Source organism: Sphingobium naphthae (genome assembly GCF_043589935.1).
GTDB classification, from domain to species: Bacteria; Pseudomonadota; Alphaproteobacteria; order Sphingomonadales; family Sphingomonadaceae; genus Sphingobium; species Sphingobium naphthae_A.
On sequence record NZ_CP171454.1, the window covers coordinates 2,710,587 to 2,729,407 of the forward strand.

Consider the following 18,821-nt stretch of genomic DNA (forward strand, 5'->3'; position numbering starts at 1 on the left):
GATCGGCGTCTAAAAGGGACCCCTCATTTCGATAGCTTACACAGCCGCGTGGAAGTTCATGCGGCGAGATCGGGATGTTGGTTTTGGAGACAGTGGTTCGTATCCGGCGTGAGTATGCCGGCGGGAAGGCGATCAAGGCGATCGCGCGTGATCTGCATGTGTCGCGGAAGGTAATCCGCAAGGCGATCCGGGCGCCGGAAGGCGCATTTGATTATCGACGCAAGGTTCAGCCGCTGCCGCGGATCGGTCCGTTTCAGGATCGGCTGGATGTGCTGCTGGAAGAGAACGAGGTACGGGGCCGACGTGACCGGCTTCGGATGACCCGTATCCACGACCTTCTGGTGCGTGAGGGTTTCGAGGGCTCTTACGATGCCGTGCGCCGCTATGCGGCGCGGTGGAAGATCGAGCGGCGCAGGGATGTCGGCGACGGGACGACGGCCTTCATTCCGATGCTGTTCCAGCCCGGCGAGGCCTACCAGTTCGATTGGAGCCACGAGGATGTCGAGATCGCCGGCAAGCCGATGCGGGTAAAGGTCGCGCACATGAGGCTGTGCGCATCGCGGGCTGTGTATGTCCGGGCCTATCCACGCGAGACCCAGGAGATGCTGTTCGACGCGCATGCGCGCGGCTTTGCCTTCTTCGGCGGCGTGCCCCGGCGCGGCATCTACGATAATATGAAGACGGCGGTGACGAGCGTGTTCACCGGCAAGGACCGGGTGTTCAACCGGCGGTTCCTGATCATGGCCGACCATTATATGGTCGAGCCCACGGCCTGCTCGCCGGCGGCGGGATGGGAGAAGGGTCAGGTCGAGAACCAGGTGCAGACGATCCGGGGACGCTTCTTCCAGCCCCGTCTGCGGTTCGCCAGCCTCGAGGAGCTCAATGGCTGGCTGGAAGCTGAGTGCCGACGCTGGGCCGAACGGCAGGCCCATCCTGAGCAGGGCGACCAGACCGTGGCGCAGATGCTGGAGATGGAACGTCCTGCATTACAGTCGATGCTGGGGCCGTTCGACGGCTTCAACGAGAGCGAGCACGGCGTGTCGGGCACCTGCCTGATCAGCTACGATCGCAACCGTTACTCGGTCCTCTCGACGGTGGCGCGGCGCACGGTGCAGGTTCGGGCCTATGCCGACCGCATTGTCGTGCGATGCGGCGATGAGGTCGTCGCTGAGCATCCCCGCTTCTTCGGGCGGAACCGCACCATCTATGATCCCTGGCACTATCTGCCGGTGCTGGCCCGCAAGCCCGGCGCTTTACGCAACGGCGCACCCTTCCAGGACTGGGAACTGCCGCCGGCGCTCGCCCGGTTGCGACGCAAGCTGGGCAACGGCGATGATGCCGATCGGCGGTTCGTGCGCGTGCTGGCGGCCGTGCTGACCGATGGCCTGGAACTCGTCGAAGCCGCCGTGCGGGAGGCACTGGCAACCGGCACGGCGAGCGACGACTTGATCCTCAATATCCTGGCACGGCGCCGCGAACCGCCGCGACCGCTGACGATCGTCACGTCGGAGGACAATGCCCTGCGGCATCCGCCGATCGCCGACTGTTCCCGTTACGACCAACTGAGGAACTTCCATGCAGCGGCATGACATGATCGACGCGATGCGCGGGCTCGGACTCAAGGGGATGGCCGGCGCGTTCGATGAGGCCGTCACCACAGGGCTTCAGCGCCAGCGCACGACGATGGAGATACTGACCGATCTGCTGCGTGCGGAGGCAACGCACCGCCACGCCGCCTCGATCCGATACCGGATGGCGGCCGCCAAGCTACCGGTGGTGAAGGACATTGATGCCTTCCACTTCGAGGGGACGCCGATCAACGAGGGGCTGGTCCGTTCGCTGCACGGCGGGGCGTTCCTGCCCGCACGGCGCAATGTCGTCCTGGTCGGTGGCACCGGCACCGGCAAAACCCATCTGGCCATCGCCATCACCGCCAATGTCGTCCGCGCTGGAGCGCGGGGGCGTTACTTCAACACCGTGGATCTGGTGACCCGCCTCGAAGAGGAAGCCCGGATCGGAAAAAGCGGCGCGCTTGCCGCCCAGCTCTCTCGCCTCGACCTCGTCGTGCTCGATGAGCTTGGCTATCTTCCCTTCGCCCGTTCAGGCGGGCAGTTGCTGTTCCATCTGGTCAGCAAACTTTACGAGCAAACCAGCGTCATCATCACGACCAACCTGGCGTTCGGGGAATGGCCGACGGTGTTCGGCGACCCCAAGATGACCACCGCTCTCCTCGATCGCGTCACCCACCATTGCGACATCATCGAGACCGGCAATGACAGCTGGCGCTTCAAGAACCGAAACTGATCCCCCGCCGCACGCCGGGATTAAGATGCTTTGCGCTGCGCGCGCCTCCGGTCGGGCTCCGCCCTCCCTACGCCGCGCGCAGCGCAAGGCGCGTTCCTCGACCGTCGTGGCATCCTTGAAAGGGGGTCCCTTTTGCGCGCCGATCGGGGGTCCCGTTTGCACGCCGATTGACAACCATGACGAGGAACACGAATGCAACGTCAGCAATGGCGGTCGCGAACACTTCAAAGCTGAGTGCGCCTGTCACCACCATCAAGCGCCGATTGCGGAGCAGCGGCAGATAGTCCGCAAACAGGGTTTGCTCCTCCTGGTCGCCCCGGTGCGGTTTGCGCCGCAAGCCGCTCGCCAGCACGACGAGCGCAAGAAGGGCAAAACTGAGGGCATCGGCGAAAAGCGCGTTGCGCGATCCGATCCAGCCCACAAGCACGCCACCCGCGACAGGGCCAGCGAGCATTCCAAGACTGCGCGCCAATTCGAGAAGGGAATTGGCGCGCGCGAGCGTCGTTCCCAATCCGCTCGCCAACACTGGTATCAGCGCGAATGTCGCCGCGCTACTGGCCGTGAACAGGACGCTCAGCAGCACGGCACCTCCGAGCGTGAACATGGGGTAGTGGGCTATGAGCGCAATCACGCCCGCTTGCAGCGCCGATGCGATGGCCAAAATACGAGCCGCGTCCCGGCGGTCGATCAACTGGCCTACATAGGGCGCGGCGATAAGGCCGGGAAGCAACTCTGCGATCAGCAGCACTGGCACCGCGTAGGCGGGAGCGTTCTCGGCGGTACGGAACATCAGCGTCAGCAGCGTGATTTCGTCGCCGACGGTCGAAATAGTCAGCGCCGCCAGGACCAGCCATCCCCAGCCTCGCCGGAACTCAACGCCCACTCACTTGCCCTTCCACGCTGGCCCTCTCTTTGCGGATTATTCTGTGCAGACGAGATCGCAATTGACGATCAGGTGAAACCCGGCGCGATCCACGGGGTTTTCGTCAGGCAGGACCAAGCTACTCGACGACGAAAACGGTACGGAGGCTACAATCAGCGGGAGCTTGTTCTTCCTCGTAGAGTCGCACCCGATCAATCGCTTTCAACTGGGATACTGTGAACGGCCGTGACGATTCGAAATAAGCTGCGGCGTGTGAACCATTCCAGATCGCAATTCGGTAGCGGCGGTTTGTCTTACGCTGCCCGAACCGTGCGGGATTGTCTGCGGCGGCGGCCTTAATTATTCGACCGTCCGGACGACGGGCCCAACCGATACCGTAAACGTGCATTTCACCAAATGAACCTTCCCAGCGGAAGCTGCCTCCGTGTATACCTCCGTCCAGGGTTGTCACTTTCTCCCCGTGCAGAAGATCAATTATTGGCGAATAGCCACAGAACCTTGCAGGCCCTTCGATTTCGCTAGCTTTGGCGGGTTCAGGGGCTGCTGCGACAAGCGCAAGAAACCCGATAGACAACAACTTCATACCCGATCCCTTTGAGCTTATATTGCTGGCTTGAGCTACCATCGCCCTCCTCGAAAATAGGCGATAACCCCCGCCTGCCATGTCAACTCCGACTGATTGCAGCCTCGCAGCCTCTGCCCTCGTCTCAGCATCAAAATTACTTGGGCGGCCGGATCAAAGCCGCAATGCCTTCCGCTTCCCGTACATAGAAGGAGTATGGGTGGTGCCCCACTGTCACGACATCGATTTTTTCGGGATATAATATCTGGGTGGCGGCTCGTTCGCTCCCGAACTGGAATCGGTTCTATCAATAGGGCAGATCCGGGAAATCGCATCCTCGAGGCGCTGAGCAGTATCTTTGTCGAGTACCCACGCAGCCCGTTTCATTGAGGTATAAGGTGCATCCTTCACCGATACCTGGCTGCGACCAACTGCCGTTCCACGCCAAAGACCATCTGCATTCCGGGCGACGATGATGCTGTACTCTTGTGTAGCCAAATGGCCGCCTTTGCCGTGCAACATGACCATCGGTGGAACGTTAGGCATTGGTTCATCCATCGCCTGCCGCAACGCGCGATGTTCTTCGATATCAGATGTTGTCGGCTTTAGTTGATCCGTGGCTACGGGGACGCAAACTGGGATCGCGATCGTCGGATCAGCCACAGAAGCCGAAGCAAGGAAAAATAGTCCGATCATTTTTCCAGGATGTATTTTTATCAGGCCTCTGGCAACCTGGAAGGCCGCCGAATATCCCGGCTTCCCCGCTGCTCCTGATCGAAATCCCCGAAAATCATGCGATAGTGGCTGCCCATTTGCACCACGGCCCATTTCGCAGTTGCGGAATTGCTTTCGCAGGTGCAATATCGCGCACGCCGACTGGCTCGGCACCTCTCCTAACTAACTAAGGCCGGCATCCGCGTCGGCCTTTTTTGTTAGCCGAAATCTATTTCAGCTTCGGAATAATAAGATTCCGTCACGGTTGATAGCGGCGCGACAGTCATGCGAAAGCGTCCGGCTTTGCCGGACGCGCGATTTTTCAGCCGCTTGGCCGTGATTTGTTTCCGGGTTGGCCTTGTCCCGAAAGGACACCCGGAGGCGCGCTCGCCTCCGGGTCGCTGCACTGTCAGGCCGCCTGCGCCATGGGCGGCTGCATCTTCGCAGGAACAGTCTCCGGCGTATCGCGCAGCGCCGAAATCTTGCTCCATCGTTCAGCGCTACCGACGCCGCCGCGTTCGGTGTAGGCGGACGGCGGGAAGGTCATCCAGCGCGGCACCCAGCCCTCTTGCTTTTCGCGGCCATTCGTTCCGGCGAGGCAATCGCGAACAATCTGACGCTGTACCTTGGCGCTTTTTGCCGCATTGGCGCTGGCAACCGTGTCGCCTGCCACGTCTGCGATGATCCTGCCGATGACCTCCCTGTCGCGGATGCTGTCGAGCAAGGCGTCGTCGGCCTGCCAGACTGCCGCCATATCCACCTTGAGCAGCGCGCCCAACAATTCGACCGTCGTGCTTCCCGCCGTCAGTGTCTCGCCCATGACGACAGCAAGGACGGACATGACCATTTCGTCGGGAAGGCCCATCAGATGGTTGAACAGCCCCGGCAAGCCATGATCGCCTGCATAGCCGCCCGTGACGGTGGGCGTCTCGGGATCGAAGCCGAGCAGGTCCAGAACCGCGCGGCGCTCGGCGTCGAAGATGGCTTCCGATGCGCTGGCTTCCACGCTCTCCGCGATGGCATCCGTATTGGCCCGCTGCTTCTCCACATCCACCCGCCACAGGGGCGAACCGACAATGGCATGGGCCAGCATCAGGCGAAGCGCCATCGCGGGCTGCGAAAGCAGGGACGCGCGCACGGCGGCATGCCGGTGAAGATCGATATAGTTCTGAGTAGGAGCGCTGACCTCCGGGCGCAGGGGCTTTGATAGGCTTTCTCCTGCCTCGCGCTTACCGGCTTCCTTCCCGGTGATGTAGCCCTCATGGAATGTCACTTCGCCGCGATGGCTGATCGCAATATAGACCCGTCCGCCTTTTTTCTTCTGGCAGCGCTCATGCTCCCATGTGTGGAAATATTCGCCGCGCTCCATTACGACGACCTCCGGCCAACCTGCCTCCCGGTAGGCAGCCGCACGTTCCTCGATCGCGACCATCTGCGCCGTCCAGAAATCGGCCCCACAGGCAAAATAGCTGTCCTCGCCGAACAGGTCGGAGACGATTTCGCCGGAATGGCGCTCAACATCGAACAGCGCGACCTTGGTGGAAATGGCCGCACCGCCCATGAGCCACGCCTTGAGGTTCTGGCCCAAGGGGGCTTGGTCGCTCTCGCTGTCAAGCAATGCCAGCCATTCACGCTGTTGCGCCTTGGTGGCAAGGGTCAGGTGCCGCACGGTGATGGCATCGATACGATCAGCCCGATAGAGATTGCGGATGCGCGGCATCAGATTGCCCAGCGCGAGGGTCCGCTTCACCTGTAGCGCAGTCAACCCGAAGGTCAGAGCGATGTCATCCACGCTGCGCCCCTCCCGAACAAGTCGGGTGAAACTTTCGTGGCGCGTCATTTCATCGGGGTCCAACCTCGCGATATTCTCGATCAGCGAGGCTTCCAGCGCCGCCGCGTCGTCACCTGCTTCCATAACTGCACAGGGCAGCGGATCGATGCTCCCGCTTTCCTCGGCAACTGCCAGTGCGGCATGATAGCGCCGTTTGCCTGCCACGATCTCGTAGGCGTCGGGCGAACCATTTTCCCGCACGATCAGCGGCACGAGCACACCCCGCGCGCGCACCGAAGGCAGAATGTTAGTGAGGTCTGGAGCCTTCTTTCCCCCGCGCATGTTGGCGGAAGACACCGAGAGGCGGGCGATATCGATATGCTTGAGTTCCATGTTCCTTCACTCCTCTTCGCATCATCCCGGCCCCGGAATGCGGGGTGGGCGGCAAGAGCGCACCGGCAGGCGCGGCGACAGAGGCGGACTGCACCCGTAAGGGCTGGAACGAAGAGGAAGACCCGGCGCAGCCGGGTTGCGGGCCGCCGCGACGCGCCTAGAGGGAAGTGACGATCACACCGCTTGCCGGAGCCGGTTTACGCCATCGCGCCCAGGCGCGATGTCTGCATGGGAGTGGCGCAGCCACTTCCCGCGTCAGCGATCGTTACGCCGGAAGGTGCCGAGACGGCGCATAGCGCTGGCTCGGTGGAGCGCAGCGGAATAGAGCGCGGCCAGCGCCCCGGTGCTGAGTCGCCCATAAATCATGCGAGCCAAGGAGTCCAATCCCCACGAATGGGAACAATGGATCGATAGAGGTTGCTTCAGGCAGTCGGTCATGCGTCGATCCGAGACCGGATGAAGGCTGCGCGCTTCTCGACGGATACAAGCGGCAAATGGACAAGCTGATAGCCTAGCGACGTGTAGGCATGCACCATGGCCTCGAATGTTGCCTTCGCTTCATCTTCGCTCTGCTGCCGTTCGGTATCCTGTTCGTAAATTGCAGGCCAGTGAGGGGCGATGAAGACGCGCTCGGCGTAGCGCAGAACTTCTGCGGCATGCATCAGAGCGACCGGAACGTCGAGGCCGCAAAGCTGAAGATAGCCCACGATATCGGGAAGGCCCCGGTCGAAAATCACCTGTCCCTGAAGGGAGCCAGCCTCCTTGTAGGCATGTAATTCCCGGGTAAACATCTTGGCAGCAAACGCAGCGCGATCGGCCCACGGCGAAGCGCTCCCGTCCTTGGCGACCTCATCTATGATGATCGCCCGCCCCGTCTCCGGCATGCAGTGAAAGCCTTGGGTGGACAGAAATTGGATCAGAGTGGTTTTGCCGGAACCTGGTCCGCCCGTGATGATGTGGAATCGTCCGGACATACGCCGTATCTCTCAGCCTCCTTCAGCTTCGCATTCATGAGTTTGACGCCGGCGAACCGGCGAGACAGCCGTGCCACCGCATTCGGCGTGATAGCCTCTTGCGCACGGCGCGCGATTCGCACAATCTTCTGTCTTGGCGGGCAGGCCATCGGGGAAAGGACCGATGGATATGCCGAATACATCATAGCTCAAATGGTCTGAGGCGGATCGGCGAGCGTAAAAAGCGTGGCAATCAGGCAACAATGCCTGAGAAAAACGCATGCGGAACCGAAGCGGGCAAATTCCCGCCAAGTCCCGCTATGACCGCCGATGTCCCTCTCCGTCCCTCCATAGCCCTATGATTGGCATCCGGCCTTTATAAAGGTCGAGCGCGCGCATCTTGTCTTGCGCGGAAACTGCGCCATTCTGGGCTTTAGGGGGCATCGCCAACGCATGATTTGAAAGCCTCCCCAATGTCGAATGCAGAACGTATTATCCGTCTCGATACCGTCCGTGCCCGCACCGGGCTTTCCCGCTCGACCATCTATCGCAAGATAGCCGACGGCACTTTTCCTGCCCAACTCAAGATCAGCGTCCATGGCGCGGGCTGGCATGAGTCCGCCGTCGAGCGCTGGATCGCTAATCCCGCTGGCTACAGGGCCGACAACGACAACCCGTCCTCTCAGGGAAAGGCGGGCCATGGAAAAGGGTGACGATACTGCGGCTCCCAATCGCTTGCGCCCCGCCAACGACAACGAACCGGAATCCGACCTGTCCGGGATGAGTGTCGAAGCCGCGCTATCGCACATCGCGCAAGCCATCGGTCGGCATATCGCGCGCCAGCATATCGGGGCACGCAAAGCGGCCAATGACAATGATTCTGGACCACCACTACGGCCGCCGGAACCTTGACTTTTCGAAGGTTTTGGCTATTATGACCATGATAAATGGAGATGTGGTTATGGTAGTCGAAACGCATCCTGATAGCTGGACGGTAGCGCAGGCCAAGGCGCGCCTGAGCGAAGTCATCGAGAAGGCGCGGCGCGAGCCCCAGGCGATTACGCGTCACGGCAAAAGCGCCGTCGTCGTGGTCGATGCCGAACTATGGGAACGGGTTCAACGTCGCCAGCATCGTGGCAGCTTCGCCGACTTCCTGCTGACCTCGCCGTTGCGCGGATCGGGTCTTGAGGTCGATCGCCTCAAGGATGGTGTTCGCGAGATTGATCTATGAGTTTCCTGCTCGACACCAACATCATCTCAGAGGGAGCGAAGCCGCGTCCTGATCCCGGCGTGATGGATTGGCTGGCGTCGGTGGATGAGGAGGATCTGTTCCTGAGCGTGGTATCGCTAGCCGAACTGCGCCACGGCATCGAGCGCATGGACAAGGGGGCACGACAGTCGGGCCTCGACATCTGGCTGACCGAACAACTGGCGCCGCGATTTGAGGAAAGACTGCTCTCCATCGACAGCGTAACGGCGGATATGTGGGGCCGTATTGTCAATCGAGCACAAGGCGCGGGCCGCCCCATGGGCGCGATGGATGCTTTCATCGCCGCCCATGCGCAGCAGCACGAACTTACACTCGTCACTCGCAATATTTCCGACTTCGAGGCGACTGGTATCCGCCTGTTCAACCCTTGGACCGAAGGGAAAGCCTGATGAATCGCGTTGCCCTGTACGCTCGCTATTCCTCGGATCAGCAAAGCGCGGCATCGATCGAGGATCAGCTTCGCATCTGCCGCGAGCGCGCAGCGCGCGAGGGCTGGCATGTCGTAGGCCTCTATGATGATGCCGCGATCTCCGGCGCCAGCATGATCCTGCGCCCCGGTATCCAAGCGCTGGTGCAGGATGCGCAGGCGGGCAAGTTCGATATTGTCCTTGCCGAAGCGCTGGACCGGGTGTCGCGCGATCAGGCGGATGTGGCGACGCTCTTCAAGCATCTCCAGTTCGCCCGCGTGCCGCTCGTCACGCTCGCCGAAGGCGAGATTTCCGAACTGCATGTCGGCCTCAAAGGCACGATGAACGCGCTGTTCCTCAAGGACCTCGCGAAGAAGACCCATCGCGGACAGCGCGGACGTGTCGAGAAGGGCTTTTCGGCAGGACCGGTAGGCTATGGTTATCGCACGGTGCGGCGACTTTCCTCCGAAGGCGACTTGGTACGCGGCGAATGCCGGATCGAACCGTCAGAGGTTCCCATTGTCGAGCGAGTCTTCCGCGAGTTCGCGGCGGGCAAGAGTCCCCGCGCTATCGCGCGCGATCTGAATACCGACGGCATTCCCGGTCCATCGGGCCGTCCTTGGAGCGACACCACCATACGCGGCAAGCGGAGCCTCGGCATCGGCATCCTCAACAACGAAATGTATGTCGGCGTCCGGGTCTGGAACCATAAGCAGTCCGTCAAGGACCCGCACACCGGCCGGAACGTGCGTCGTCCCAATCCGGAGTCCGAATGGGTTCGAGCCGAAGCGCCTCAGCTCCGCATCATAAGCGATGATATTTGGCAGGCGGTAAAGCATCGGCAGGACGTGCTTGGCGAGCAATATAAGCCGATGATCGACGGCGTTCATGCGGCGCAGGCCAGCCGGATGCATCAGGCGCGGCGCCCGGTCACGCTCCTATCCGGCCTTGTAGAATGCGGCCTGTGCGGGGGCAAGGTCGGTCTGGCGGTCAATGGCCGCTTTGGCTGTATGAACTATCATCGCCGCCATACCTGCGCCAACAGCCGCACCATTCGCCGCGATGCGCTGGAAGAGCGGGCGCTTGCGGGTCTGCGTGAACGGCTGGTGTCACCGGAAAAGGTCCAGGCGGCCGTTGCCGCCTATGCCGAATATATCAACCGCCATAATCGCGAGCAGCGGATGCAGATTGAAGTCGATCGCCGCTCACTGGACAAGATCGAGCGCGCCATTGCCGGAATCATGACCGCTATCGAGGATGGGCTCTATCAGCCCACGATGAAGGCCCGCATGGCGGAGCTTGAACGGCAGAAGAGTGAAATCGCCGCCCGCATGGCGCTCGCCCCCCAGGCTGTTCCTGACGTTCATCCCGGCGTCGCTGAAATCTACAAGCGGGAGATGGAACGCTTCTCCCAAGCGCTGGAAGACCCGGAAACCCGGCTCGACGCCTCTGACGCCATTCGTTCGCTCATCCACCGGATCGTACTGCATCCCGGCGAGAAACGCGGCGAAATCCATGCCACGCTTCATGGTGCCTTGATGGGCATCCTCGATTTTGCAAAGGAAGATGCCCGATCTGAACCCGTTGTTACGACAAAGGTGGCTCAGGGTTCGCTGGCATGACGGGGTTCTTCTAGATCGTCATGCCAGCGAAGGCTGGCATCTCACTTGCTTTCCCTCAATGCGCCGCGCCCCAGCTTGGGCCGGTGCCGATCTCCACGCCCAGCGGAACGCTCAGCTTCACGATCGGCTCGGCTGCCGTTTCCATGACCCGCCGAATGACCGCGCTCGCCGCTTCGACATCGCCCTCCGGCAATTCGAACACCAGTTCGTCATGGACCTGCAGCAGCATCTTCACTTGCGGCAGGCCCGCTGCTTCCAAGGCCGGGCCCATGCGCGCCATGGCGCGCTTGATGATGTCGGCGCTGGTGCCCTGGATCGGCGCGTTGATCGCGGCGCGCTCGGCGCCCTGCCGCTCATGCTGGATCGGCGCCTTGATGCGCGGGAACCAGGTCTTTCGGCCGAACAGCGTCTCGGTGTAGCCGAGGGACCGGGCCTTCTCGATCGTCTCGTTGATATAGATGCTGATGCCGGGAAAGCGCTCATAATAGCGGCTGATCATGTCCTGCGCCTCGTCCGCGCTGATCTCCAGCCGCCCCGCCAGGCCCCAGCGTGAAATGCCGTAGAGGATGGCGAAGTTGATCGTCTTGGCGCGTCCGCGCGTGTCGCGATTGACCTCGCCAAACAATTGCTCGGCCGTGGCAGCGTGAATGTCCTCGTCATTGGCGAAGGCGTCGCGCAGCGCCGGCACATCGGCCATATGCGCCGCCAGCCGCAGCTCGATCTGGCTATAGTCGGCCGCCAGGATGACATTGCCGGGCTCGGCGACGAAGGCGTGGCGGATCTGCCGCCCGACTTCGGTGCGGATCGGGATATTCTGCAAATTGGGGTCGGTCGACGACAGGCGGCCGGTCTGCGCCCCGGTCAGCGAATAGCTGGTATGGACCCGGCCGCTATCCTTGTTGATCTGCGCCTGCAGCGCGTCAGTATAGGTGGATTTGAGCTTCGAGAGCTGCCGCCATTCCAGCACCTTGGCCGCGATCGGCGCGCCCTGGGCCTTCAGCTGCTCAAGGATCGTGACGTCGGTCGAATAGGCGCCTGACTTGCCCTTCTTGCCGCCCTTGTAGCCCATCTTGTCGAACAGGATCGCGCCTAGCTGCTGGGTCGATCCGATCGCGAAGGGCTGCCCGGCAATCTCGTGGATTTCCGCCTCCAGCGCCGCGATGCCGGCGGTGAATTCGGCCGACAGGCGCGATAGCGCCTCGCGATCCACCTTGATGCCGTGATGCTCCATGCCCGCGATCACCCCGACCAGCGGCCGGTCGACCAGTTCGTAGACGCGGTTGGCGCCCTCATTGGCGATGCGGGTCTTGAATCGTTTCCACAGGCGCAGCGTCACGTCCGCATCCTCGGCGGCATATTCGGTGGCGCGGTCGAGCGGCACTTCGGAAAAGCTGATCTGGTTCTTGCCGGTGCCGACCACCTCCTTGAAGCTGATGCATTCATGGCCCAGATGCTGGCGCGCCGCCTCGTCCATGCCATGGCCCGACAGCGATTTGCCCGCCTCCAGGTCGAAGCTCATGACGATCGTGTCGTCATAGGGCGCGACCTCGATGTCGTGGCGGCGCAGCACCGTCAGGTCATATTTGAGGTTCTGGCCGATCTTGAGGACCGCATCGTCCTCCAGCAACGGCTTCAGCTTCGCCAGCACCAGGGCCTTGTTAAGCTGCTCGGGCCGCTCGGCGAACATGTCCGTGCCGCCATGGCCGACGGGAATGTAGCAGGCCGCGTTCGGCCCGACCGCCAGGCTGATCCCCACCAGGGCGCAGGACACGCAATCCAGCATGTCGGTTTCGGTGTCGATCGCCACCAGCCCCTCGGCGCGCGCGGCGTCGATCCAGCGGTCCAGCGCCTCCTGCGTCACGACCGTCTCATACAGGCTGCGGTCGATCGCCGGCTCCTCCTCCGGCATCGGCGGCGGGGGCGACGCGCTGTCGGTCGCGGCGGCCGCCGCTGCCGCCACCGCAACCGCGGCGGCCGGCGCGCCCAGGCGGTTGAGCAGCGTCTTGAAGCCATGATGCTCCAGGAATGTCTGCAGCGGCTCCTTGGGAATGCCCTTCAGCGTCAGATCGTCAAGCGGCTCGGGCAGGTCCATCGCGTCGTGCAGCGCCACCAGCTTGCGCGACAGTCGCGCCATGTCGGCATGGGCGATCAGATTTTCCTGCATCTTCGACTTCTTCATGGACGGCGCCGCCTCCAGCGCGGCCTCCAGCCCGCCATATTCGGTGATGAGCTTCGCTGCCGTCTTGGGGCCGATTCCCGGCACGCCCGGCACATTGTCGACGCTGTCGCCCATCAGCGCAAGCACGTCGCCCAGTTGATCGGGCCGCACGCCGAACTTGCCCATTACATAGTCCGACCCGCGCCGCTCATTCTTCATCGTGTCATACATGTCGACGCCAGGCTGGATCAGCTGCATAAGATCCTTATCGGAACTGACGATGGTGACATGCCATCCCGCCGCGACCGCCGCCTTGGTGTAGCTGGCGATGATGTCGTCGGCTTCATAGCCATCCTCCTCGATGCAGGGCAGGGAGAAGGCGCGCGTCGCATCGCGGATCATCGGGAATTGCGGGACCAGATCCTCGGGCGCGGGCGGGCGGTTCGCCTTATACTGGTCGTACATGTCGTTGCGGAAGGTGTGCGACCCCTTGTCCAGGATCACCGCCAGATGCGTCGGCCCCTCGGCCTGACCCAGTTCTTCGGCCAGTTTCCACAGCATCGTCGTATAGCCATAGACCGCGCCCACGGGCTGGCCATGCCGGTTGGTGAGCGGGGGAAGCTGGTGATAGGCGCGGAAAATATAGCCCGAGCCGTCGACGAGATAGAGATGATTCTGGGTCATGGGGAGCGGGATAGCCTGTATCCGCGCGCCCCTCCAGCCCGCTACCGCGTCTCGTGGTTGGCCGCGACCGCCTTCGCTACCGCCTGCATCAGCGCCCAGCGTTCGGGGATCGGCACGGTGGTCGATCCGATCATGACGGCGACCGCATAGCTGGTGCCGTCGGGCGCGGTCATGATGCCGACATCATTATAGCCCGTCGATCGCGGGGGCAGGTCCTGCCCCGTGCCGGTCTTGTGCAGATAATGCCATCCCGCCGGCACGCCGCCCTTCACCCGCTGCGGCCCAGTCTTCGCCTCGCTCATCACGTTCAGCAGCAGCCGGGTCGATGCAGGCGACAGCATGTCGCCCTGCTTCAGCTTGGCGAGCGCCGCGACGATCGAACTGGGCGCAGCGCCGTCCGGCGGATTGGCAAGATAATTGTCGAGCGCCTTCACCCGCACCGACATGGGCAGCTTGGCGCGCGCGGCGTAGAAGTTGCGGCCCAGCGCATAATCCTGCCGCCAGTCGAGCCCCGCCGTTGCCGATTGCAGCAGCCGCTCGCCCGGACCAAAGCGAATATCCTTGATCATCCGCCGCGCCAGGAAGCCGCGCACCGCATCGGGTCCGCCCGCTGCGCGCAGCAGCGCGTCGTTGCAGGTATTGTCGCTCTGCGTCATCGCGCGGCGCATCAGGTCGGAATAGCTGGTGGTCCAGCCGCCGTCCCGCGCCACCAGCGCGGCGCTGGGCTGATGGAACAGGGTCAGGTCGTTGCGCGTGATGGTGGTGGTGTCGGTCAGGCGCAGCTTGCCCCGGTCGACCGCATCGAGGAAGGTCATGCTGACCCACAGTTTCGACACGCTCTGCTGCGGGAACAGCGCATTGCCGTTCCATGCGACGGTCCAGTCCGCGCCCACCCGGCGCACCGCGATGCCAACCTTGCCGCGAAAGCTCTGGCCCAGATTGCGGATGACGCTGACCAGCGCGGGGGGCGGCGCTTCGGTCTGGTCGACATTCTGATAGGGTTGCGGCGGATTGGCGACCTGCCGGATCGGCCAGCTGTTGGTGGTGGGCTGGGGCTTTTGCGGTGTTGCCGCGGCCGCCTGCGCGCGCGGGCGTTCGGGCGCGCTGACACAGGCGGACAGCGCTGCGATCAACAGGACAAGGCGCGTGGTTGCGCCCCGGCTTTCATTCGATGTCATGACATTCCCCGCACTCTTGATGCCATACGGGCCGCCCAGCGCCCGTGCGGCAATATCGATGCGACGAATGATTCCACAAATGCGATGGAGGGAGGCTGAACAGCGCAACCCCTTGATCCAGAGCAGGATGCTCAGTTGCGGTTCAGGGCCGATCAGGCAATAGCGGCGCGATGAGCATCGGAATGGACAGGCGAGCGCTGCTGCTCGGCGCAGCGGCCGCCGGGCTGACCTTGTGGACGGGCGACGCGCTAGCGGCCCCCTTCGCGTCGCGCAGGATCGCGGTGACGGTGCGGGGCGCGGGGCGAGACGTGCTGCTGATACCTGGCCTTGCCAGTGGCCCTGGCATCTGGAACCGCGTGCTGGCGGCGCTGCCCGGCTATCGCTTCCACCTCGTTCATGTCCGCGGCTTTGCGGGTCTGGCCAGCGACGCCAATGGCGGCGGCCCGCTGATCCAGCCGCTGGCGGACGAAATCGCGCGCTATGTCACATCGGCGGGCCTGAAGCGCCCGGCGGTCGTCGGTCATTCCATGGGCGGCACGCTTGCGTTGATGCTGGCGCTCAAGGGGCGTGCGGGCCGCGTGATGGTGGTGGACATGCTTCCCGCGGGGGCCGCGATGGTGGGCGGCACCGCAAGCGGCCTGGGTTTCCTGGCTGATCAACTCAGCGGCTATCTGACCGGGACGGTGGCGGGGCGGCGCTATCTGGCGCAGATGGTGGCGCAGGCGCCCGGCGCGAAGGGCAGCGATCCCGACGTGATCGCCAACGCGCTGCGCGACCTCGCCAATATAGACCTCGGGCCGCAACTGCCGCGCCTCTCCGCCCCACTCGAAGTCGTCTATGCCGTCGGATCGGACCCGCAACAGGCCGCCGCCATCACCCGCCGCTTTCGCGCCGCCTATGCCGGGGCAAAGGGCGCGGTGCTGAAATCGGTCGGTCCCAGCGGCCATATGGTGATGGCCGACCAGCCCGCCCGATTCCATGCGCTGCTCAAGGATTTCCTGCGCGGCTGACCGGCGGTCAGGGGGCGAGCACCGTGTCAATCGCCTGCGGCAATGTCTCGGGATAATCCAACGTATAGTGCAGCCCCCGGCTTTCCTTGCGGTGGAGCGCCGACCGCACGACCAGCCGCGCCACCTCCAGCAAGTTGCGCAATTCGATCAGATCGGGCGTCACGCGGAAATTGCCGTAATAATCGTCCACTTCCCGCGACAGCAGGTCGATGCGGTGCTGCGCCCGCTCCAGCCGCTTGGTGGTGCGCACGATCCCCACATAGTCCCACATGAAGCGGCGGATTTCCTTCCAGTTATGCTGGACGATGACTTCCTCGTCGCTGTTGCTGACGCGGCTTTCGTCCCAGGGGCGGATCGGCGGGGGCGCTGGCAGTTCGTCCCAATGGGCGCGGATGTGCCGCGCCGCCGCCTCGCCAAAGACGAAGCATTCCAGCAGCGAATTGGACGCCAGGCGATTGGCGCCGTGCAGCCCGCTTTCGGTCACTTCGCCCGCGGCATAGAGGCCGGGCAGGTCGGTGCGGCCATCCAGGTCGATGATGACGCCGCCGCAGGTATAATGCTGCGCCGGGACGACCGGGATCGGCTCCCTGGTGATGTCGATGTCGAGGTCGAGCAGCCGCGCATAGATGGTCGGGAAATGGTGCTTCACGAACTCCGGCGGCTTGTGGCTGATGTCCAGATGCACATAATCCAGGCCTAGCCGCTTGATTTCATGGTCGATCGCGCGAGCCACGATGTCGCGCGGGGCGAGTTCGGCGCGATCGTCGAAGCGCGGCATGAAGCGCTCGCCCCCGCCCGGCACGCCGGGCGGCAGCTTCAGATGCCCGCCTTCCCCGCGCACCGCTTCGGTGATCAGGAAATTCTTGACCTCCAGATTATAGAGGCAGGTCGGGTGGAACTGGTTCATTTCCATGTTGGACACGCGGCAACCCGCGCGCCAGGCCATGGCGATGCCGTCGCCCGTCGCGCCGCGCGGCGCGGTGGAGAAAAGATAGGTGCGCCCCGCACCGCCGGTGCACAAAATCGTCGCCTTGCCCAGCAGCGCGTCGACATGGCCGGTCCGCTTGTTGAAGGCATAGACGCCCCACACATGCCCGTCGCCCGAATAGCGTTCGCCGTGGCGGGATGTGATGAGGTCGATCGCGACCATATCCTCCATCAGCATGATGTTGGGATTGGCGCGCGCGGCCTTGAGCAGGGCGACCTGCACCGCTTGGCCGGTGGCGTCGTCGACATGGACGATGCGCCTGTGGCTATGCCCGCCCTCGCGCGTCAGGTCCCAGCGCTTGCCGAACGCTTCCCCGCCATTGAAGGGCACGCCCAGCTCCGCCAGCCGCTCGATTGCGGCCGGGGCTTCGGACACGACGAACTGCACCGTATCGAGATTGTTGAGCCCTGCGCCCGCGACCATCGTGTCATGGACATGCGCCTCGAAACTGTCGCCGGCATCCAGCACTGCGGCGATGCCGCCCTGCGCCCAGTTGGTCGACCCGCCATCCAGCGCCCCCTTGGCCAGCACCAGCACCTTGCGATCCTGCGCCAGGTTGATCGCAGCCGTCAGCCCCGCCGCGCCGGAACCGATGATGATGACGTCATGAGTGATGGTGGGCATATACTACTTTCCCCCCTCCCGCTTGCGGGAGGGGCAGGGGGTGGGCAGTCGCGCAAGGACTGCGCTGATATGTGACACTACGCCTTCAAGATTTCCCATCACATCTGCATTGGAAAAGCGCAAGATTTCAAAGCCACATGTACGGCGATATTCGTCCAGCCGTGCGTCATGGCCTGCATTGTTGCCGTGACTGGCGCTGTCCAGTTCGATAATTTGGTTATGGCGAAGCGATTTTGCGCGAGCGGTGGCAGGCGGCGCGAAATGTGGCACTGGCCTACCCCCTGGCCCCCTCCCGCTTGCGGGAGGGGGAACAGAAGAGGGCGCTGCGTCCGTCACTATGCCGCCGCCGTCAGGTGCAGGAACACATCCTCCAGGTCCGGGTCGCGAGTCACCACGTCCACGATCGACAGGCCGCTCGCCTGCACCGCGCTCAGCACCTGGCCCGCATTGGCCCGGTCCTTGCTGTAGGTGATGGTGAGGGTGCGCTCGCCGGTCAGTTCGACCTTCTCGAAACAGGGCGCGTCCGGCGTGGTGACAAGGTCGCGGTCCACCGTCACCTGCACCACCTTTTCCTGCGCCATGGCGATCAGCTCGCGGGTCGGCTTGTCGGTGATCACCTTGCCATGGTTGATGATGCCGATGCGGTCGCACAACTCCTCGGCTTCCTCCAGATAATGGGTAGTGAGCACGATAGTGACGCCCATCGCGTTCAGTTCGCGCACATATTCCCACAGTTGCTGGCGCAGTTGCACGTCGACGCCCGCGGTGGGCTCGTCCAGCACCAGGATCGGGGGCGAATGCACCATCGCCTTGGCGACCAGCAGGCGGCGCTTCATGCCGCCCGACAGGGTGCGGGCATAGGCGTTCGCCTTGTCATCCAGATGCACCGCGCGCAGCAACTCCATCGACCGGCGCTTCTCCTTGGGGACGCCATAGAAGCCGGCCTGATTGTCCAGCGTCTCCAGCGGCGTGAAGAAGGGGTCGAAGACGATTTCCTGCGGCACGATGCCGATCGAATTCTTGGCGTTGCGCGGATTGACGTCGATGTCAAAGCCCCAGATGCGCACCTCGCCTGCCGTCTTGTTCACCATGCCGGCCAGGATGTTGATCGTCGTCGACTTGCCCGCGCCATTAGGACCGAGCAGGCCGTAGATCTGCCCGCGCGGGATGGTGAGGTCGATGCCGTCAAGCGCGCGCTTGCCGCCCTTGTACACCTTGGTGAGGTTGCGGATCTCGATAGCGGCGGTCGGGTGGGAGCTGTCGGTCATGCCTGCTCTATGGGGATGGCGGACGAAGAAGG

18 protein-coding genes are annotated in these 18,821 nt (G+C 63.2%); 8 read left to right on the forward strand and 10 right to left on the reverse strand.

Annotation, left to right across the window (positions count from 1 at the left end; genetic code table 11):
* Window positions 1-74 precede the first annotated feature (74 nt).
* Together istA and istB are read left to right on the forward strand one after the other, a co-directional pair.
* On the forward strand, window positions 75-1,589 hold the full coding sequence (gene istA, locus ACGGKE_RS13455) for an IS21 family transposase (protein ID WP_394436753.1): 1,515 nt from the start codon (window positions 75-77) through the stop codon (window positions 1,587-1,589).
* On the forward strand, window positions 1,576-2,304 hold the full coding sequence (istB, locus tag ACGGKE_RS13460; protein ID WP_037482228.1) for an IS21-like element helper ATPase IstB: 729 nt from the start codon (window positions 1,576-1,578) through the stop codon (window positions 2,302-2,304). The genes istA and istB overlap by 14 nt, the downstream gene beginning before the upstream one ends.
* Window positions 2,305-2,371: 67 nt before the next feature.
* Here istB and ACGGKE_RS13465 read toward each other — a convergent pair whose 3' ends face one another.
* The 5 genes from ACGGKE_RS13465 to ACGGKE_RS13485 all read right to left on the reverse strand — a co-directional run bounded on the left by ACGGKE_RS13465 (window position 2,372) and on the right by ACGGKE_RS13485 (window position 7,601).
* Window positions 2,372-3,187 carry an MFS transporter gene (locus ACGGKE_RS13465; protein WP_394438660.1) on the reverse strand — a complete coding sequence of 272 codons (816 nt, stop codon included), beginning with the start codon at window positions 3,185-3,187 and terminating at the stop codon, window positions 2,372-2,374.
* 118 nt (window positions 3,188-3,305) lie between these two features.
* Window positions 3,306-3,812: a hypothetical protein gene (locus ACGGKE_RS13470; RefSeq protein WP_201038984.1), complete on the reverse strand. Its 507-nt coding sequence runs from the start codon at window positions 3,810-3,812 to the stop codon at window positions 3,306-3,308.
* 171 nt (window positions 3,813-3,983) lie between these two features.
* Window positions 3,984-4,445, reverse strand: coding sequence for a hypothetical protein (locus ACGGKE_RS13475; protein ID WP_143560213.1), 462 nt, complete (start codon window positions 4,443-4,445; stop codon window positions 3,984-3,986).
* Between the two features lie 427 nt (window positions 4,446-4,872).
* Complete coding sequence (locus ACGGKE_RS13480; protein WP_010336343.1) at window positions 4,873-6,627, reverse strand: ParB/RepB/Spo0J family partition protein; 1,755 nt, start codon at window positions 6,625-6,627, stop codon at window positions 4,873-4,875.
* 434 nt (window positions 6,628-7,061) lie between these two features.
* Window positions 7,062-7,601 carry an AAA family ATPase gene (locus tag ACGGKE_RS13485; protein ID WP_063141364.1) on the reverse strand — a complete coding sequence of 180 codons (540 nt, stop codon included), beginning with the start codon at window positions 7,599-7,601 and terminating at the stop codon, window positions 7,062-7,064.
* 452 nt (window positions 7,602-8,053) lie between these two features.
* Here ACGGKE_RS13485 and ACGGKE_RS13490 point away from each other — a divergent pair, with 452 nt between their 5' ends.
* The 5 genes from ACGGKE_RS13490 to ACGGKE_RS13510 are packed head-to-tail and all read left to right on the forward strand — an operon-like array spanning window position 8,054 to window position 10,879.
* Complete coding sequence (locus ACGGKE_RS13490) at window positions 8,054-8,293, forward strand: AlpA family transcriptional regulator (RefSeq protein ID WP_010336341.1); 240 nt, start codon at window positions 8,054-8,056, stop codon at window positions 8,291-8,293.
* A complete protein-coding gene (locus tag ACGGKE_RS13495; RefSeq protein ID WP_010336340.1) occupies window positions 8,280-8,492 on the forward strand; it encodes a hypothetical protein in 213 nt (70 codons plus the stop codon). Before ACGGKE_RS13490 ends, ACGGKE_RS13495 begins: the two co-directional genes overlap by 14 nt.
* A 49-nt stretch (window positions 8,493-8,541) precedes the next feature.
* Window positions 8,542-8,811 carry a type II toxin-antitoxin system Phd/YefM family antitoxin gene (locus ACGGKE_RS13500; protein ID WP_010336339.1) on the forward strand — a complete coding sequence of 90 codons (270 nt, stop codon included), beginning with the start codon at window positions 8,542-8,544 and terminating at the stop codon, window positions 8,809-8,811.
* The gene (locus ACGGKE_RS13505; protein WP_010336338.1) at window positions 8,808-9,239 is read left to right on the forward strand and encodes a type II toxin-antitoxin system VapC family toxin; all 432 of its coding nucleotides are present in this window, start codon (window positions 8,808-8,810) and stop codon (window positions 9,237-9,239) included. Before ACGGKE_RS13500 ends, ACGGKE_RS13505 begins: the two co-directional genes overlap by 4 nt.
* The gene (locus ACGGKE_RS13510; RefSeq protein ID WP_010336337.1) at window positions 9,239-10,879 is read left to right on the forward strand and encodes a recombinase family protein; all 1,641 of its coding nucleotides are present in this window, start codon (window positions 9,239-9,241) and stop codon (window positions 10,877-10,879) included. The genes ACGGKE_RS13505 and ACGGKE_RS13510 overlap by 1 nt, the downstream gene beginning before the upstream one ends.
* Window positions 10,880-10,934: 55 nt before the next feature.
* On the opposite strand, the gene polA is transcribed toward ACGGKE_RS13510, so the two are convergent.
* Both polA and ACGGKE_RS13520 read right to left on the reverse strand, forming a co-directional pair.
* On the reverse strand, window positions 10,935-13,721 hold the full coding sequence (polA, locus tag ACGGKE_RS13515) for a DNA polymerase I (protein WP_394438667.1): 2,787 nt from the start codon (window positions 13,719-13,721) through the stop codon (window positions 10,935-10,937).
* A gap of 41 nt (window positions 13,722-13,762) precedes the next feature.
* On the reverse strand, window positions 13,763-14,899 hold the full coding sequence (locus ACGGKE_RS13520; protein WP_394438669.1) for a serine hydrolase: 1,137 nt from the start codon (window positions 14,897-14,899) through the stop codon (window positions 13,763-13,765).
* A gap of 170 nt (window positions 14,900-15,069) precedes the next feature.
* Between ACGGKE_RS13520 and ACGGKE_RS13525 the strand changes: the two genes are divergently transcribed.
* Window positions 15,070-15,909: an alpha/beta fold hydrolase gene (locus tag ACGGKE_RS13525; protein WP_394438671.1), complete on the forward strand. Its 840-nt coding sequence runs from the start codon at window positions 15,070-15,072 to the stop codon at window positions 15,907-15,909.
* A 7-nt stretch (window positions 15,910-15,916) separates the two neighbouring features.
* Here the strand turns inward: ACGGKE_RS13525 and nadB are convergent, their stop codons facing one another.
* The 3 genes from nadB to ACGGKE_RS13540 are packed head-to-tail and all read right to left on the reverse strand — an operon-like array spanning window position 15,917 to window position 18,789.
* On the reverse strand, window positions 15,917-17,521 hold the full coding sequence (nadB, locus tag ACGGKE_RS13530; protein WP_394438673.1) for an L-aspartate oxidase: 1,605 nt from the start codon (window positions 17,519-17,521) through the stop codon (window positions 15,917-15,919).
* A gap of 3 nt (window positions 17,522-17,524) precedes the next feature.
* A complete protein-coding gene (locus ACGGKE_RS13535; RefSeq protein WP_394438675.1) occupies window positions 17,525-17,857 on the reverse strand; it encodes an endonuclease domain-containing protein in 333 nt (110 codons plus the stop codon).
* Window positions 17,857-18,789: an ABC transporter ATP-binding protein gene (locus ACGGKE_RS13540; protein WP_394438677.1), complete on the reverse strand. Its 933-nt coding sequence runs from the start codon at window positions 18,787-18,789 to the stop codon at window positions 17,857-17,859. Before ACGGKE_RS13540 ends, ACGGKE_RS13535 begins: the two co-directional genes overlap by 1 nt.
* Window positions 18,790-18,821 lie beyond the last annotated feature (32 nt).

Bases quoted from the DNA above. Each gene is read 5' to 3' on its own strand.
- istA (WP_394436753.1), top strand. From the start codon at position 75: ATGTTGGTTTTGGAGACAGTGGTTCGTATCCGGCGTGAGTATGCCGGC.
- istB (WP_037482228.1), top strand. From the start codon at position 1,576: ATGCAGCGGCATGACATGATCGACGCGATGCGCGGGCTCGGACTCAAG.
- ACGGKE_RS13470 (WP_201038984.1), bottom strand. From the start codon at position 3,812: ATGGTAGCTCAAGCCAGCAATATAAGCTCAAAGGGATCGGGTATGAAG.
- ACGGKE_RS13475 (WP_143560213.1), bottom strand. From the start codon at position 4,445: ATGATCGGACTATTTTTCCTTGCTTCGGCTTCTGTGGCTGATCCGACG.
- ACGGKE_RS13480 (WP_010336343.1), bottom strand. From the start codon at position 6,627: ATGGAACTCAAGCATATCGATATCGCCCGCCTCTCGGTGTCTTCCGCC.
- ACGGKE_RS13485 (WP_063141364.1), bottom strand. From the start codon at position 7,601: ATGTCCGGACGATTCCACATCATCACGGGCGGACCAGGTTCCGGCAAA.
- ACGGKE_RS13490 (WP_010336341.1), top strand. From the start codon at position 8,054: ATGTCGAATGCAGAACGTATTATCCGTCTCGATACCGTCCGTGCCCGC.
- ACGGKE_RS13495 (WP_010336340.1), top strand. From the start codon at position 8,280: ATGGAAAAGGGTGACGATACTGCGGCTCCCAATCGCTTGCGCCCCGCC.
- ACGGKE_RS13500 (WP_010336339.1), top strand. From the start codon at position 8,542: ATGGTAGTCGAAACGCATCCTGATAGCTGGACGGTAGCGCAGGCCAAG.
- ACGGKE_RS13505 (WP_010336338.1), top strand. From the start codon at position 8,808: ATGAGTTTCCTGCTCGACACCAACATCATCTCAGAGGGAGCGAAGCCG.
- ACGGKE_RS13510 (WP_010336337.1), top strand. From the start codon at position 9,239: ATGAATCGCGTTGCCCTGTACGCTCGCTATTCCTCGGATCAGCAAAGC.
- polA (WP_394438667.1), bottom strand. From the start codon at position 13,721: ATGACCCAGAATCATCTCTATCTCGTCGACGGCTCGGGCTATATTTTC.
- ACGGKE_RS13520 (WP_394438669.1), bottom strand. From the start codon at position 14,899: ATGACATCGAATGAAAGCCGGGGCGCAACCACGCGCCTTGTCCTGTTG.
- ACGGKE_RS13525 (WP_394438671.1), top strand. From the start codon at position 15,070: ATGAGCATCGGAATGGACAGGCGAGCGCTGCTGCTCGGCGCAGCGGCC.
- nadB (WP_394438673.1), bottom strand. From the start codon at position 17,521: ATGCCCACCATCACTCATGACGTCATCATCATCGGTTCCGGCGCGGCG.
- ACGGKE_RS13540 (WP_394438677.1), bottom strand. From the start codon at position 18,789: ATGACCGACAGCTCCCACCCGACCGCCGCTATCGAGATCCGCAACCTC.